The sequence below is a fragment of the Rhodococcus chondri genome, from assembly GCF_036327435.1.
GTDB lineage: Bacteria > Actinomycetota > Actinomycetes > Mycobacteriales > Mycobacteriaceae > Rhodococcus > Rhodococcus chondri.
Genome location: NZ_JAUZMZ010000021.1, coordinates 14,570 through 30,992, shown reverse-complemented (window position 1 = coordinate 30,992; position 16,423 = coordinate 14,570). Strand labels below are relative to the sequence as shown.

Below are 16,423 nucleotides of genomic sequence, written 5' to 3'. Positions count from 1 at the left end.
GTGCCCGTGACCGCTTCGTGCGCAGGGCAGCAGTCGCTCAGGTCGGGGTTGCTCAGGTCAGGGCCGCCGTGTCGGCCGACCTTCCCTGGCGAGCGTCGAAGCGGCGCGCGATCACCTTGCCGATCTCGTCGATCCACAACACCGAAGACCCCACCGCCACCGCCAGCAGCCACTGCTGCGAGGTGAGTGCCGTCGTGTCGAAGAACCCCTGCAGCACACCCATCTGCACTGCGCAGACCTGCAGGATGATCACGACGATGATCGCGATCCAGATGGTGTGGTTGGTCAGGGTCTGCATGGAGAACACCGAGCCGAGGTTCGACCGCACGTTGAACAGGTTGAACACCTGGAAGAACACGAACGTCGTGAACGCCAGCGTGGTCGCGAACAGCGGGTCGTCAGCGCTGTCGGGGAACAGCTCCGGACCGAAGTGGAGGACGGACAGGGTGCCGATGGCCATCACGACACCGAGGCCGAGGATTCGCTGGAGTCGCGACCTGTCGAGCAGAGCTTCCCGCGCCGGTCGCGGTGGCCGTTTCATCGCCCCGGGCTCGGCGGGATCGACACCCAGCGCCAGCGCCGGTGGACCGTCCATGATGATGTTCACCCACAGGATCTGCAGCGCCGTGAACGGTGCACCGCCCGCGAGACCCAGCACCCCCGCCGCGAGGAAGATGAGCACGAATCCCCATGCGGTGGTGAGCTGGAATTTCACGAATTTGACGATGTTGTCGTAGATTCCCCGGCCCTCGGCCACCGCGGCGACGATGGTCGCGAAGTTGTCGTCGGTGAGGATCATGTTCGCGGCGCCCTTGGACACGTCGGTGCCGGTGATGCCCATTGCGACACCGATATCGGCCTGCTCCAGAGCGGGCGCATCGTTGACGCCGTCACCCGTCATCGCGACGATCTGCCCGTCGGACTGCAGCGCCCCGACGTACCGGATCTTGTGTTCGGGCGCTACACGCGCAAGAACACCGAATTGCGGAGCGCGACGGCGAAGTTCGTCGTCGTCCAGGGCATCGAGATCGGCTCCCGATGCCGCCTCGCCCCGGATACCGAGTTCTGCGGCGATCGCCGTCGCCGTAACCAGATGATCACCGGTGATCATGTGCACGGCGATCCCTGCCTGATGCGCAACCTCGATGGCTGCCTTCGCCTCCGTGCGCGGCGGATCCACGATTCCCACCACCGCATACACGGTCAGCTCGGACACGTTGCGCTGCAACGCATCCGAGTCACCGCGCGGTACGGCTTCCAGATCGCGTCCCGCGATCATCAGCGTACGCAGGCCTTCTCCGGCGAGTGTATCCACCGCATCGCGGATGCGCCGCCGAGCCACGTCGTCCAGCGGGACCGCTCCGTCCGGGCCCCGGGTCGCCACGGCGCGTTCGAGTAGCACACCGGGCGCCCCCTTGGTGAAACAGCGGTATCCGCCATCGGGCAAGGCGTGAAAGGTCGCCATGTACTTGTAGTCCGAGTCGAACGGCACCTCTGCAAGCCGGGTCAGCGCCGCACGCGCACCCTCGACGTCGATGCCGCCCTTTTCCGCGAGCACCACGAGCGCACCCTCGGTGGGGTCGCCGACGAGTGTTCCGTCGCGCACCGCAGCGTCGTTGCACAGGGCCATCCCCAACAGGGCGTCGGTCAGGTCGGGGGCGGGCAAACCGTCGCCGACGAGGATCTTGCCGTCGGTGCCGTAGCCGCTGCCGGTGACACGGAAGTGGCGGCCGTGCGCCAGCAGCCGCTTCACGGTCATCTCGTTGAGGGTCAGGGTTCCGGTCTTGTCGGTCGCGATATGTGTGGTGCTGCCGAGCGTTTCCACTGCGGCAAGCTGTTTGACGATCGCACCCCGTTCGGCGAGCCTCGACGCACCCATCGCGAGGGTGAACGCGACCACCGCCGTCAGGCCCTCGGGAATGGTCGCCACCGCCAGCGACACCGCCGTTACGAGCAGCTCCGACCAACTCTGACCGCGCAACAGACCCAGCACGAACACGAGAATCACCGTGACGATCGCGACGATCGTCAGTGTCTGCGCGAGCTGCCCGATACGGCGCTGCAGCGGGGTCTGCTCGACACCGGCCGAGCCGAGAAGCGCCGCGATCGCCCCCATTTCGGTATGCATGCCGGTGTCGGTGACGACCATTGCCGCCCGGCCCCGCGTCACCTCGGTGTTCATGAACAGCATGTCGGTGCGGTCGCCGAGGGGCGCCTGCGGGTCGTCGACCGGGTCCACGCTCTTGTCCCCGGGTTGCGATTCGCCGGTGAGCGCCGCCTCGGCCACCTGCAGGCGCACGGCGGTGACGAGCCGGCCGTCGGCGGGCACCGTGTCGCCGGCTTCGAGGAGCACCACATCGCCCGGCACCAGATCGGCGCGAGAGAGCGACTGTTCGCGACCGTCGCGGCGCACTCTGGTCGTGGACACCGACATCTGTTTCAGTGCCTGCAGGCTGCTCTCGGCACGCGACTCCTGCACATAGTTCAGGACGGTGTTGAGGGTGATCACGGCGAAGATGACGACGGGTGTCTCCCACTCGCGCGACACGACAGCGCTGACGACCGCAGCCACCACCAGCACGATCGTCATCTTGTCGGCGAGCAGCGAGAGCACCTTGCGCCATGCAGGGATGCTTTTCGCCTCGGTGATCAGGTTCGGGCCGTGCTCTCGAAGTCGCTCTTCGGTCTCCGCCGCGGTCAACCCGCGCTCGGGGTCGACGGCCAATGCCTCGGCCACCTCGGAAGCCGGCACGGTATGCCATCGGAAATCGGTTGCGACGGGCATGGGCACTCCTCGGGGCGACGTCCGGCCGGCTCTACCGTAACCGCGCAGCGGGTTGCGAGTGCGTTCTGTCCGCATTCGTGATGAGGTGGAGAAACCCGGCATCGAATTCGAGGAGGATCGTCGTGAGTGAGATTCCGAACGACGACGAGCCCGTCACCGTTCTAACCGAAGAGCAGTGCTGGGACCTGCTCACGTCGGAACAGGTGGGGCGGCTCGTCGTGGTGGTGGACGAGCGTCCGGAGATCTACCCGGTCAACTATGCCGTCCGAGACCGCAAGGTGTATTTCCGCAGCGGCGAGGGCAGCAAGCTCGCCGAGCTGACTGTCCATCCCCAGGCCGCCTTCGAGGTCGACCACATTTCCGAGGACAACGCGTGGAGCGTGGTGGTGCACGGCCTCGCGCACATTCTGCGGCACTTCAGCGACGTGCAGGCCGTCGATGCACTCGGGCTGACACCGTGGGTTCCGACACCGAAATACAACTACGTCGAACTGACCGCCACCGAGATCACCGGCCGAAAATTCATCTTGGTCAAGCACTGAACCGATGACAGACGTGGGGCAGCACCGGTTGCTGATGCGGTTCATGCTGTTGTCCGTCGCAGCGGCCGTCGTGACGATTGTGCTCAAGGGGACCGCCGCGTGGCTCACGGGCTCAGTCGGTTTGCTGTCCGACGCGCTCGAATCGGGTGTCAACCTGGTCGCGGCGATCGTGGGGGTGCTCGCGCTGCGCACTGCCGCGAGACCCGCCGACTACAACCACAATTTCGGTCACGGCAAGGCCGAGTATCTGTCGGCGGCGGTCGAGGGCACGATGATCTTCGTCGCGGCGGCGGCGATTCTGTGGACGTCGGTGGACCGGTTGTTGTCGCCGCAGCCGGTCATGGAGGCCGGGATCGGTCTTGCCCTGTCGACATTGTCATCGGTGATCAATCTCGCGGTGGGTGTCACGTTGATACGCGTGGGCCGCCACCACCGCTCGATCACGCTCATCGCCGACGGCAATCACCTGCTGACCGATGTGTGGACGTCGGTCGGAGTGCTGATCGGTGTCGCACTGGTGGCGATCTCCGGCTGGCACATCCTCGATCCGATCGTCGCGATCGTGGTGGGGCTGAACATTCTGCGTATCGGTTACGGGCTGGTGAAACATTCGATTGTGGGGATGCTCGACAGCACTCTCCGTCCGGAGGACGTCGCGGAGGTGAACCGCGTACTCGACGACTATCGCAGCGAAGGCCCGGTCGAGATTCTGCCTCCTCGTACCCGCGAATCGGGACGGCAAAGATTCGTGTATCTGACGGTGCGGGTGCCGGGCGACTGGACCGTGCGCGCCGGGCACGACCTACTCGGCCGGCTCGAGGCGGACATCGAGCGGGCGTTGCCCGGCACAGTGGTGTTCACGCACCTCGAACCGGCGATGCGTGCCGAGCAGCCGTGACCGACGGCCGTCAGAGCAGCTCACGGATACCACACAGCGGCAGATGGATCCACCCCTCCCGGCTCGCGACAGCGTACTGCGCCGCATCGGGCCGAGCGGTTCTTCCGAGCGCTGCCGAGCGGGCGACGAGCGCGGCGACGACCGCGTCGAACGCGTCGTCGGAGGAGACGCAGAGCTCTCGGAAGCCGCCGAGCCTCAGCCCGGGAAGCGCTCGTTCCAGAGCCTCCACCGAGGCCGCCCGCGCCTCGCGGTTCTTCGCGTTCTTGTAACCCTTGAACGGCAGCTTCCAGCCTTGCAGCGCAGCCGCGGGATACACCTCGACCACGTCTCCGTCGACGCGATCGACATTCACCCCGACGGCCTCGAGCTCTGCGAGCAGGCCAGCGCACCGCAGCGCCACATGCGCGATGAGATCCGCCGACACGCTCAGTGGAACGATTCCCGTCCCGGCATGCACGACGCGGTCGGTCAACCGCCGTACCAGCGGGAGCCGTCCGGCGCGGCTGTTCAGTGCGCGTTCGCGCGAGTACTCGAGGCGATGGTGCGCGCCGACGAAGTCGACGAACGCGTCGGGCCATCCGAACGGCGCGTCGATGCCGCTGCGGCCCGCCGCGGCCACCGCGGTCACGACATCCGGGTCGGTCGCGCCGAGCCGTAACTCCGCAACTGTCGCGGTGCCGTGTTCCCAGGCGACGGTGGCGATCGCCGTCTTCGCCGGTTCCGCCGCGAGATCGACCCCTACCGTCTGCACGGACGCCACGGTATCCGCTGCCCGCGCCGACCGGCGGACGCACAACCGTGGATTACGTGCCACATCCGTGCCACGGTGGAAGCGGATATCACTTCCAGGAGGTGCAAACGTCATGGAGCCCACCCCGCAGAACAGCACCGCACACGAATGCCCGGACTGCCATGCGCTCGCCGCGGACCTCGAGGCCCACAAGCGATGGCATTCCAGGATCGTCCACGATCTCGCCGTCGCCGTCGAGAAAGAAGTGGAGAGACGAACGCGGACACCCTGACCGGAGCCGTCGGCAATCCTGTCCTGCAATTCTTCGGCCTGCGACGGATGACGCGCTGGTGGCGCCTCGCGGTCGCAGCCGTGCTCGTCGTTCTGCTCGCCGCAACGGACGCGATCCCTACGTGGCCGGGGCTGATCCACCTGGTGGCACTGCCGCCGCTGGATCAATTCGCCGACCTGCGCATCCTGCTGTCGCACGCATCGTCGTGGCCGCTGTTCCTGGTATTGCTCGCCGGGGTGACCGCGGTCCGGGTGGCGCTGATGGCGTGGCTCCTGGGTGGATTCGATGCGCGTCGTCTGCGTTTCGCGGCGCTGTTCTACACGGTTGCATTCGGGCCGGTGCTGCTCGCGGCGTTCGCCGACGCCACCGCCTACGCGGTCCTGTACTCGCGGCTGTTCTGGCCCGCCGTCGCCCTGATCGCAGTGCTGCTGCTCGTCCTCGGCCCGGTGCCGTGGCAGGGCGAGTCCCGGTTGCGCGACGCCGTCGCATCGACCTGGCGGCGGGGGCTGCGGGTCGAGGTGATGCTGCCGTACTGCGCGGTGGTCCTGACGCTGGGCGCGGTGGCCGACCGGGTCCCTGCCCTGACCTTGCCGCTCGTGCCGGTCTCGGCCGTCGCGACCGGCCTTGCGATCGCGCTGATGAACCGCCCGGCGCTGCGCCGGCCCGGAGCGGTGCCGACTGCGCTCGCCGCGGTGCTTGTCGTCGCGTCGACCGTATTCGTCGCGACCCGCGGATACGACGAGCCGGAACCCGGTCCGCCGCAGTCGGGTTCGCTGTTGCTCCTGTCCGGGATCAACTCGACGTCGGGACGGGGAACGATCCACGCGACCGACGTGCACCGCCTCGGCTATCGCTGCGATCAGGTGTACTACTTCTCCTATGCCGGGCCGGGCGACGGGCAGCCGCAGCGAGGCGCGACCTGCCCGATCCGCACGGGCGCCCCTTACGGCCCGAGCGACACCCAGCGTCCGTTCCAAGTGCAGGTCGATCTGTTCGTCGGGCAGGCGTCCGCGTTGCCTCGTCCACTGGTGGTGGCCGCACATTCGCACGCCGTCTGGGTGGTGTGGGAAGCGATCGCCACCGGCCGCGTCGGCGCCGATGCACTGTTGCTGGTCGGGCCTTTCCCGAGTACTCCGACCGGCTACCCTTCACCCCACGTGGACGCGCCCGGTCGCGTCTTCGGCGACCTGCTGCGGGTCGCAACACCGGTCGCCGATCTGGTCCGCTTCCACTTCGACCCGGACACCCCGGCCGCGCGGGAGCTACTCGGCACGGCGGGAGCTGCGGAATCCATCCTGTCTCGGCCACTTCCCGCGACCGTGCGGGCAATGGCCCTCCCCTCGGCCGCCGATCTACCCCTGATGCCGGACGGCCGGCGACTCGATGTCGAACGAAACGGTTGCCCGGCCCGCGTCTCCCACCCGAACCTGCCCGAATCGGCGGCATTCGAGGACGCGGCGATCCGCTTCCTCAACGGTCGTCCTCCCCCACCCTGCCCGCTCTGGCGGGACTGGGGTGCCGTGGTCGTGCGGCCGTTCGGAATGCCGCCGTCGCAGCGATGATTCTGCCGGCGCCCGCAGGTCTATCTCTTCGACCGAGACAAACCCAACTCATCGGGAGCACGGCATGGGCATGATCGATATCGAACTGTTCGCAACGCTCGATCTCGTCGGGCAGGCACCCGGTGGCCCCGACGAGGATCCGGTGGATTTCCCGTTCGGCGGCTGGCAGGCGCCCCTGATGGACGAGGTCACCGGAGCGCAGGTCGGCGACGCGTACGAGGGCACGGACGCCCTCCTGCTCGGCCGGCGGACGTATGACATCTTCGCCGCCTACTGGCCGTACCAGGGCGACGGCGAGGACAACGCGATCGCCACGCTCTTCAACAGCATCCCGAAGTACGTGGCTTCCCGCGGCCGGCCCGACCTCTCGTGGGCCGGCTCCACACAGCTCGGTCCGGATCTGGTCGACGCGGTCCGCGAGATCCGTGACAGGCACGAACACGTCAAGGTCGTCGGGAGCCTGAACCTCGTCCAGACCCTCCTGCGCGAGAAGCTCTTCGACCGTCTCGACCTCTGGGTGTACCCGATCGTGCTCGGTGTCGGAAAGAAGGTGTTCGACGACGGCGCGGTGCCCACGAACCTCACCCTCCTCGAGCCACCGGCAGCCGGCCCGAAGGGCGCTGTGCGCCTGCGGTACGGGCTCGCCGATGGCACACCCGAGACGGGAGACATGGGCGCACCCGATCGCGACGAGCCGTAGGTCTGCGCCGGCCGACCCCGGTCCACCGGACAGCAGATCCGGCTCCTTATCCGGCGGTGACCAGTCCGGCACCCAGTCCCAGCATCAATACCGCGACGCCGCCGTCGAGCACCCGCCACGACGCGGGCTTGGCGAACCACGCCCGCAGGTAGCGGGCGCCGTAGCCGAGCGCGGCGAACCACACCACGCTCGCCGCGACCGCGCCCGCCCCGAACCACCAGCGGCCCGGATTTCCGTAATGGTTCGCGACGGAACCGAGCATCAGCACGGTGTCGAGGTAGGTGTGCGGGTTGAGCCAGGTCAGCGCGAGGCAGGTGGCGAGAGCGGCGCCGATGGTGATCGCTCCGCCCGGCGCCGCGGACAGCGCCGACGGCCGCAGTGCTCGCCGGGCAGCGAGCAGTCCGTAGGAGATCAGGAAAGCCGCACCGCCCCAACGCATCACATCGATCGCGCCGGGCGCACGGTCCAGAATCGTCGCAATCCCGGCGATTCCTGCCGTGATCAGCACCGCATCGGAGATCGCGCATACCGCAATCACCGGCAGCACGTGGCGGCGGGCGATGGCCATGCGCAGCACGAATGCGTTCTGCGCCCCGATGGCGACGATGAGGGACAGACCTGTAGCGAAACCGGCGACGACGAGGGACATACCGGCCACGCTACGAACGCGCACAGAACAAGCAAAGTTGATTTTTCTAACGCAGCATTAGACTTTCTTCATATGGACGTCGACTTCGCGCAACTGCGCACCTTCGCCGCGGTGCTCGACGAAGGCACGTTCGACGGCGCCGCGGCCGTTCTCCGGATCACGCCGTCTGCCGTCAGCCAACGCATCAAGTCGCTCGAACAACACGTCGGGCAGGTTCTGCTGCGGCGCACCCGGCCGGTGACGGCCACCGAGTCGGGCGAGGCCGTGATGCGTCTGGCTCGTCAGGTTGCCCGCCTCGAACAAGACACCGCCGAAGCCCTGGGATTCACGGCCGACTCCCGCAGTTACGTGACAGTGCCACTGGTGGTCAACGCCGACTCGATGTCCACGTGGCTGCTGCGTGCGCTCGCTCGGATGCCGGTGCGTCACCGTGCCCTGTTCGAACTGCATCGCGAGGACGAGTTCCATTCCACCGCACTGTTGCGCGACGGCACCGCGATGGCCGCGGTGACCTCCGTACCCGAACCGGTACAGGGCTGCACGTCCGAAAAGCTCGGCGCCATGCGGTATCACGCGATGGCGAGTGTCGATTTCGCCGCCCGCTGGTTCCCGGACGGGATGACGTCGGCCGAACTGCGCGACGCACCGATGCTGACCTTCGATCGCAAGGACGACCTGCAGGACAGCTTCCTGCGCAAGCGCACCCGGCAACGGTTCGATCCGCCGCGCAACTATGTTCCCGGCGCTCTCGAATTCGTCGCCGCCGCGCAACTCGGGCTCGGCTGGGCGATGATCCCCGACGCCATGCTCACCGACACGACCGACCTCGTGCATCTCGCTCCCGACGACCCGTTCGACGTGCCGCTGTACTGGCAGCGCTGGCGCCTCGAATCGCCGGTACTGGACGCGCTCACCGACGCGGTGCGACGGACGGCACGGGAAGTGTTGCGCTAGCACAGTTGTCGTTCGCGACCACCTCGACCGGTTCGGCGCAGCGCTGACTGCTGGGCAATACCGCGAACTCTCCGATGTACAACATCGGCTCTGTCACTCCACGAGCGCCTTGAACTGCGCGTCGTACAACCGCGCATAGGCGCCGTTCGATTCGAGCAGGCCCTCGTGCGTACCCTGCTCGACGATCCGTCCGTCCTCCATGACGACGATGCGGTCGGCGTCGCGGATGGTCGAGAGGCGGTGGGCGATGACGAAGCTGGTGCGGTCGTCGCGCAACCGCGCGGTGGCCTGCTGCACCAGCAGCTCGGTGCGGGTGTCGACGGAGCTCGTCGCTTCGTCGAGGATGAGGATCGACGGCTTCGATACGAACGCGCGCGCGATCGTGATGAGCTGGCGCTCACCGGCGCTGAGGCTGCCCGACTCTTCGTCGACGACGGTGTCGTATCCGTCGGGCAGTGCCCGCACGAACCGGTCGACATAACTCATTCGGGCGGCGGACATGATCTGGTTCTCGGTCGCGTACGGGTTGCCATACGCGATGTTCTCGCGGATCGTTCCGCCGAACAGCCACGTGTCCTGAAGAACGATCCCGATGCGGGAGCGCAGCTCGTCGCGCGACATCGACGTGATGTCGACCCCGTCGACGAGGATCCGGCCGGCATCGACCTCGTAGAACCGCAGGATCAGGTTCACCAGCGTCGTCTTGCCGGCGCCGGTGGGACCGACGATCGCGATCATCTGGCCGGGTTCGGCCCGCAGCGACAGGTTCTCGATCAGCGGACGGTCCGGCAGATACGAGAACGACACGTCCTCGAACTCGACCAGGCCGTGCCGGCTCCACGGCATCGTGGGCGCCGGCGATTCCGGTTGCTCCTCGTCTTCGTCGAGGATCGCGAACACCCGCTCGGCCGACGCCGCTGCCGACTGCAGCAGGTTCACCATCGCGCCGATCTGAGCAAGAGGCTGCACGAGTTGGCGCGAGTACTGGATGAGCGCCTGGATCTCGCCGAGAGTCGCGGTGCCCGACGCGACCCGCAGGCCACCGAGAACCGCGACGACGACGTACCCGATGTTGCCGAGGAAGGTCACCAGCGGCATCACGAGCCCCGACACGAACTGGGCGCGGTAGGCCGCACGGAACAGCGATTCGTTGGTGTCGGTGAACCGTTCCTGCACCACCTCGGTCCGGCCGTATGCGGTGATGAGTTCGTGGCCGGTGAAGGCCTCCTCGATCTGCCCGTTGAGCACACCGGTCGCTTCCCACTGGGCTGCGAAGTGTTTCCGCGACCGTCGCGCCACGAGCACGGTGGCCACCACCGAGGCGGGCACCGTCAGGATCGCGACGAGTGCGAGCAGTGGGGAGATAACCAGCATCATCACGACGAGGCCGATGAGGGTGAGCACGGCCAGTACGAGCTGACTGATGGACTCCTGCATGCCGGCCGACACGTTGTCGATGTCGTTGGTGACGCGGCTGAGCAGATCGCCGCGCGAGTGGGTGTCGAAGTACTTGAGCGGTAGTTTGTGGATCTTGCGTTCGACGCTCGATCGCATGTCGCGCACCACACGCTGCACGATCTCGTTCAGGCCGTACGCGGCGGCCCAGATCAGCGCCGACGACAGCAGATACAGTGCGAGGACGATGACGAGGATCCGGCCGAGGTTGCCGAAGTCGATACCCACGCCCGGCACCACCGACATGCCCGACACCATGTCGGCGAACTGGTCGCGGCCTTCTGCGCGCAACCGGGCGACGGCGGCCTCTTTCGAGAGGCCGGCGGGCAGTTGCTGCCCGATGACCCCGTTGAAGATGACGTCGGTGCCGCGACCGAGCACGAACGGCGCGATCGACGAGCTCACCACTCCCAGGAACGCGGCGAGAAGCACCGAGTAGACCGCATACCGATGCGGGTGCAGCAGCCCGAGGACGCGGCCGACCGTGCGCATCCGCGACGGCGCGGCCTCTTCCGGAGTCGTCATAGCACCGCCATCCGCTGGGACTCGACGATTTCCGCGTACGTCCGGCACCGACCGAGTAGTCCGAGGTGGCTGCCGGAGTCGACCATGGTGCCGCTGTCGAGGACGACGATGTGGTCCGCATCCTGAACCGTCGACACGCGCTGCGCGATGATCACGACGCATGCGTTGCGGGTCTCCGGTTCGAGTGCCGCGCGCAGTCGCGCGTCGGTGGCGGGGTCGAGAGCGGAGAAGGCGTCGTCGAACAGGTAGATCGAGGGCCGGCGTACCAGCGCGCGGGCAATGGCCAGTCGCTGTCGCTGCCCGCCGGAGACGGTGGTGCCGCCCTGGGACAGCACGGTGTCCAATCGGTCGGGAGCGGCGTGCACGAAGTCGGCGGCCTGCGCGACTTCCAGCGCGTGCCACAGTTCGTCGTCGGTGGCGTCGGTGCGGCCGTACCGGAGGTTGTCGGCGATGGTGCCCGAGAACAGGTATGCCTTCTGCGGCACCACACCGATGCGGGCGCGTAGCACCGCGGGATCCATCGTCCGCACATCGAGGCCGGACACGAGCACCGCGCCGGAAGTCACGTCGATCAGCCGGGGTATCAGCCGCATGAGCGTGGTCTTGCCCGATCCGGTGCCGCCGATGATCGCGGTGGTGGTGCCCGGATCGGCCCGGAACGAGATGTCGCGCAGGACGGGCGCGTCCGCTCCCGGGTACGAGAAGCCCGCGCTGCGGAACTCGAGGGAGACCTGCTCGGGCAGATGCTGCACGGGCCGGGCAGGTTTCGCGACGGACGGTTCGGTGTCGAGGACCTCGAGGATGCGCTCGGCGCACACCGCGGCGCGCGGTGCCATCATCGCGACGAACGACGACATCAGTACCGCCATGAGGATCTGCGCGACGTAGGTGATCATCGCGGTAATCGAACCGACTTCCATGGCACCGGAGTCGATACGCTGCCCGCCGACCCACAGAACGGCGACCGTGCTGACGTTGGCGATCAGCATCACCGCCGGATACAGCATCGAGTTGACCCGGCCCACGCGCAGTGCCGTGGCGGTGAGGTCGTCGTTGGCGCGGTCGAAGCGGCCACGCTCGGTGTCGTCCTGGACGAATGCCCGCACCACCCGGATACCGGTGATCTGTTCGCGCAACACGCGGTTGACGCCGTCGATGCGCTTCTGCATGACCCGGAATCCGGGCAGCATCAACGCGATCAATCCGACCATCGTCAGGATCAGTGCCGGCACCGCGACCGCCAGGACGACCGAGGTGCCGGGATCCTCGCGCAGCGCCATGAAGATGCCGCCGATCCCCATGATCGGCGACACCACCACGATGGTGCAGGTCATGAGGACCAGCATCTGCACCTGCTGCACGTCGTTGGTGTTGCGGGTGATCAGCGACGGCGCACCGAACGTGCCGAATTCTCGGGACGAGAACTCTCCGACATGTTGTACGAGCGCGAGCCGGACGTCCCTGCCGAACGACATGGCGGCGCGCGCCGCAAAGTACAGCGCAGCGATCGAGCAACCGACCTCCACCGCGCTGAACAGCAGCATCAGCAGTCCGGTGCTCAGGATGAAGTCGATGTCGCCGACCGCGATACCGCGATCGATGATGTCCGCGTTGAGGCTCGGCAGCAGCAGCATGCTCCCGGTGGCGACGAGCTCCAGGAGCACCACTGCGATGAGTGCGCCCCGGTAGGGCGCGAGAAAGCGCCGCAGCAGCCGAACCAACATGGGCATTACGCTACCTTTGCAGATCGGCCGCTGCGGACGCCGTCACACCCGCGCCGTTTCCGGGGTGGGTTCGGACAGGCCGAGCTCGCGGGTGAGCTTTTCTCCTTCGACGTCGACGTTCGGCAGGATCTTGTCGAGCCGAGCCGGTAGCCACCAGGCCTTGTCGCCGAGCAGCGCCATGACCGCGGGGATGATGACCATGCGGACGATGAAGGCATCGAAGAAGACTGCCACGGCGAGCGCGAAGCCGATCGACTTGATCAGCGAGTCCGGTTCTGCGATGAACGCGGCGAACACGGAGATCATGATGACGGCGGCGGCACTGACCACGCGGGCGCCGTGGCCGAAACCGCTGCGGACCGCGTCGAGGGCGGACGCGCCGTGCACGTAGTCCTCACGCATGCGCGTCACCAGGAACACCTGATAGTCCATGGCGAGACCGAAGACGACGCCGATGAGGATGATCGGCATGAAGCTCACGAGGGGCTGCGGGTTCGAGATCAGCCCGCCCCAGCCGTTCTGGAATACGGCAACCGTGGCACCGAAGGTGGCCACAACGCTCAGCAGGAAGCCCAGGGTTGCGGTGAGCGGTACCAGAATCGAGCGGAACACGAGCATGAGCAGGATGAATGCGAGGCCCACGACCACTGCGAGGTATGGCACGAGCGCGCTCTGCAGGCTCGCGGACACGTCGCCCTCGAGCGCGGTCTGCCCGGTGACGCCGTAGGACACACCGAACTCGTCCTGCAGTTGCGCTTCCCCGTCCCGAATGCTCGAGACCAGATCCATGGTGGCGGGATCACTCGGGCCGCTGCGCGGGGTGACGAGGATCTGGGCGGTGTCACCGGCCTCGTTGACTGTCACGACCTGGGCATTGACCACTTCGTCGTGCTCGGACAGGGACGCGACGACGGCGCCGAAGGCGGCCGGCGGCGACACGTCGGCGTCGCGGGCGTCGGCGACGACGAGCAGCGGTCCGTTACGTCCGGGCCCGAAGCCTTCTTCGATCAGGTCGTAGGCCTGGCGGGCGCTGGTCTTCGGATCACCGGTCGCCTCCGACGGCAGGGCGAGCCGGAGACCGGTCGCGGGCAGTGCCAGCACACCGAGCAGCACGACACCGGCAACCAGCGGCACGAGTGGGCGACGGGTGACGGCACCGATGAACTTCAGGGCCGCACCGGGGGTGGCCTGGTCGCCCTCGGGATCGCTCTGACTCAGGCCCGGGATGCGGCCGGCGAACGCCTTCTCGCCGAACAGCGCGAGCACGGCGGGCAGCAGCGTGATCGCGATGAGCACGGCCATCAGCACCGTGAACGCGGCGGCGTAACCCATCACCGACAGGAACGGAATCCCGACGACGCTGAGCGCCATCAGCGCGATGATCACGGTCAGGCCGGCGAAGACTACGGCGGAGCCTGCGGTGCCGACTGCACGACCGGCGGCTTCGGCCCGATCGGAGCTGAGGGTGAGCTCGTGGCGGAACCGGGAGACGATGAACAGCGAATAGTCGATGGCGACGGCCAGGCCGATCATGATGGCCAGCGTCGGCGTCATCGAGCTCAAGTCCGCGAAGCCGGTCGCGATGGTGATACCGAGACTGCCGATGCCGATGCCGACGAGCGCGGTGATCAGGGGCAGACCGGCGGCGACGAGGGAGCCGAACGTGAGCGTCAGCACGATCGCGGCAATGCCGATACCGATGAGTTCGGCGGTGCCGCCGGGCATGGTCATCTCGGCGGCAGCGGTGCCGCTGACCTGTACATTCAGACCCGCATCCCGACCGAGGTCGGCGGCGGCGACAATCTTCTCACGCATCGTCTCGTTGGCGTCGGTGATCGCACCGTCGAACGGGACGGTCACGAAGCCGACGGTGCGGTCTGCACTCAGCGGCGACAGCGCCCGGGCGTCGGCGAGCGCGGCTTCCTCGGGAGTGCCCTGTTGCGCGGCGGCGGCCTTCATCTGTTCGACGAGGCCCGCGTCGGCGCGGACCGGATTGACCAGCACCCCGGCCTGCTGTTCGGGAGAGGCGGTCGCCGGATCGATCTTCGCCGGCGCGGAGACGCGCTCGATGCCACGGACCGCGGCGAGCACCTCCTCGACGGCCTCCTGGTTGGTGGGGTCGTCGAGGGTCTGCCCCTCGGGGGCCTGGAAGACGTACCGGGCGCTGAGGGCGCTCATCGGATCTTCGGCCGCCGGGAAGCGTTCGGCCATGAGGTCCTGCGTCTGCTGCGCCGGGGTGCCGGGCAGCGTGAACGAGTCGGTGGTGGGTCCGGACAGGGTCGCGGCACCGACTCCGAAGAGTACGAGGACCGCGATCCAGAAGGACAGGACCGCGCCTTTTCGCCGGTAGGCGAACTTGCCGATCCGATACAGGTAGGTTGCCACGGAAGGCACCTTTCTCGGGGAAACGTGTCGTGCGGGTGGTCGGCGGGCGGTGGACCGCTAGGGGAAACCGAGCCGTAGTTGGGCGAAGGCATCGCGGATGAGTGTTTCGGGCGACTGTTCGGCTCCGGCGAGATGCATTTCGATGGCCGCCTTGATGGCTCCCAGGGCCGTGTGGTGGACCAGATTGGGATACAGCTCCGTCGCCGGATCGGTACCGGTGCGTTCGGCGATGACGTCGACGAGCAGCCGCGCCGACCGCTTTTCGACCTCGATGCTCCGGGCAAGCAGTGCCGAGCTTTCCTCCACGACGGTGACGCACGCGCCGATCTCGTCGAACGACCAGTGCGGATCGGTCACGAGCCCGATCGCGCACTCCTGGAGCGAGAGCATGATGTGTTCGTCCGCGGGCCGCCGGCGCAGCAACCCGATCCACACTTCGATCAGACCCTCGAGGTGCACGAGGACCGCTTCTTCCTTGCTGGTGAAGTAGTTGTGGAAGGTGCGGGTGGACACACCCGCCCGCGCGGCGATCGCGTCGGCGGTGACGTCGTGCAGTCCGTACTCGCGGGCGAGTTCGGCTGCGGCTTCCGCCAACGCCGCCCGAGTGGCGGCTTTCTTTCGGTCGCGCAGACCGGGTTGGAGACTCACTACATCGACGGTACCGATTTTGCAGAGCTCTGTAACTTTGCAGAGCTCTGCAAAATTATGGAATCGGCCACACCCTCACCCCGACAGTCGCGCCGCTCACACCCCGCGCCGGGTCCAGGCCCCGGGATCCGCCGTGAGCTCCCGCACGAACGCGGGCAGATCATCCGCGACGACGTCCGCCAGCGTCACTTCTTCGAGCACCGCGCGCAGGTTCACCCGCACCGCAATCCATACGTCGCGCAACCGCTCGGCCGGGCCGGAGTAGACGACCTCCTCGGGCCGCTCGCCGCGCACCGAAGCGAGTGGACCCTCGACGGTGCGAATGACATCCGCGATCGAGATCTCGCTCGCCGGGCGGGCCAGCCAGTAGCCTCCCTCCGGGCCGCGGCGGCTGTTGACCAGTCCGCCGCGCCGCAGATCCGCCAGCACGGCCTCGAGAAACTTGTGCGGAATCCTCTGTGCCGTCGCAAGCCCTTCCGCCTTGGCCGGGCCGTCGCCGGCAGCCGCCAACTCGAGCAGCGTGCGCACGGCGTAGTCGACTCTCGCGGTGATGTGCACCCGTACGCCTCCTCGC

The 16,423-nt window shown here is 67.4% G+C and carries 14 protein-coding genes; 6 read left to right on the top strand and 8 right to left on the bottom strand.

The genetic code is table 11. The features are described from left to right. Positions 1-52: 52 nt before the first annotated feature. A complete protein-coding gene (locus tag Q8814_RS06030) occupies positions 53-2,785 on the bottom strand; it encodes a calcium-translocating P-type ATPase, PMCA-type (protein ID WP_330151111.1) in 2,733 nt (910 codons plus the stop codon). A 122-nt stretch (positions 2,786-2,907) separates the two neighbouring features. On the opposite strand from Q8814_RS06030, the gene Q8814_RS06025 reads away from it, so the two are divergent. Further along, positions 2,908-3,327 (top strand): pyridoxamine 5'-phosphate oxidase family protein, encoded by a 420-nt coding sequence (locus tag Q8814_RS06025; protein WP_330151110.1) that lies wholly within the window; start codon positions 2,908-2,910, stop codon positions 3,325-3,327. 4 nt (positions 3,328-3,331) lie between these two features. Then, entirely contained in the window at positions 3,332-4,225 is an 894-nt protein-coding gene (locus Q8814_RS06020; protein WP_330151109.1) for a cation diffusion facilitator family transporter, read from the top strand. A gap of 10 nt (positions 4,226-4,235) precedes the next feature. Here the strand turns inward: Q8814_RS06020 and Q8814_RS06015 are convergent, their stop codons facing one another. Beyond that, complete coding sequence (locus tag Q8814_RS06015) at positions 4,236-4,976, bottom strand: DUF429 domain-containing protein (protein WP_330151108.1); 741 nt, start codon at positions 4,974-4,976, stop codon at positions 4,236-4,238. Between the two features lie 112 nt (positions 4,977-5,088). On the opposite strand from Q8814_RS06015, the gene Q8814_RS06010 reads away from it, so the two are divergent. The 3 genes from Q8814_RS06010 (at position 5,089) to Q8814_RS06000 (ending at position 7,509) form a co-directional block, all read left to right on the top strand. Continuing rightward, positions 5,089-5,247, top strand: coding sequence for a hypothetical protein (locus Q8814_RS06010; RefSeq protein WP_330151107.1), 159 nt, complete (start codon positions 5,089-5,091; stop codon positions 5,245-5,247). A 47-nt stretch (positions 5,248-5,294) separates the two neighbouring features. Next, complete coding sequence (locus Q8814_RS06005; RefSeq protein WP_330151106.1) at positions 5,295-6,809, top strand: hypothetical protein; 1,515 nt, start codon at positions 5,295-5,297, stop codon at positions 6,807-6,809. Between the two features lie 64 nt (positions 6,810-6,873). After that, complete coding sequence (locus Q8814_RS06000) at positions 6,874-7,509, top strand: dihydrofolate reductase family protein (RefSeq protein ID WP_330151105.1); 636 nt, start codon at positions 6,874-6,876, stop codon at positions 7,507-7,509. Between the two features lie 46 nt (positions 7,510-7,555). Here Q8814_RS06000 and Q8814_RS05995 read toward each other — a convergent pair whose 3' ends face one another. After that, positions 7,556-8,158 carry a LysE/ArgO family amino acid transporter gene (locus Q8814_RS05995; protein WP_330151104.1) on the bottom strand — a complete coding sequence of 201 codons (603 nt, stop codon included), beginning with the start codon at positions 8,156-8,158 and terminating at the stop codon, positions 7,556-7,558. A 72-nt stretch (positions 8,159-8,230) separates the two neighbouring features. Here Q8814_RS05995 and Q8814_RS05990 point away from each other — a divergent pair, with 72 nt between their 5' ends. Beyond that, positions 8,231-9,112, top strand: coding sequence for a LysR family transcriptional regulator ArgP (locus Q8814_RS05990; RefSeq protein WP_330151103.1), 882 nt, complete (start codon positions 8,231-8,233; stop codon positions 9,110-9,112). A gap of 93 nt (positions 9,113-9,205) precedes the next feature. Here the strand turns inward: Q8814_RS05990 and Q8814_RS05985 are convergent, their stop codons facing one another. The 5 genes from Q8814_RS05985 to Q8814_RS05965 all read right to left on the bottom strand — a co-directional run bounded on the left by Q8814_RS05985 (position 9,206) and on the right by Q8814_RS05965 (position 16,407). Continuing rightward, positions 9,206-11,092 (bottom strand): ABC transporter ATP-binding protein, encoded by a 1,887-nt coding sequence (locus tag Q8814_RS05985; protein ID WP_330151102.1) that lies wholly within the window; start codon positions 11,090-11,092, stop codon positions 9,206-9,208. Continuing rightward, positions 11,089-12,816 (bottom strand): ABC transporter ATP-binding protein, encoded by a 1,728-nt coding sequence (locus tag Q8814_RS05980; protein WP_330151123.1) that lies wholly within the window; start codon positions 12,814-12,816, stop codon positions 11,089-11,091. The genes Q8814_RS05985 and Q8814_RS05980 overlap by 4 nt, the downstream gene beginning before the upstream one ends. A gap of 42 nt (positions 12,817-12,858) precedes the next feature. After that, the gene (locus Q8814_RS05975) at positions 12,859-15,201 is read right to left on the bottom strand and encodes an MMPL family transporter (protein WP_330151101.1); all 2,343 of its coding nucleotides are present in this window, start codon (positions 15,199-15,201) and stop codon (positions 12,859-12,861) included. Positions 15,202-15,258: 57 nt separating this feature from the next. Then, on the bottom strand, positions 15,259-15,849 hold the full coding sequence (locus Q8814_RS05970; protein WP_330151100.1) for a TetR family transcriptional regulator: 591 nt from the start codon (positions 15,847-15,849) through the stop codon (positions 15,259-15,261). A gap of 96 nt (positions 15,850-15,945) precedes the next feature. Further along, positions 15,946-16,407, bottom strand: coding sequence for an RrF2 family transcriptional regulator (locus tag Q8814_RS05965; protein WP_330151099.1), 462 nt, complete (start codon positions 16,405-16,407; stop codon positions 15,946-15,948). Positions 16,408-16,423: the final 16 nt, after the last annotated feature.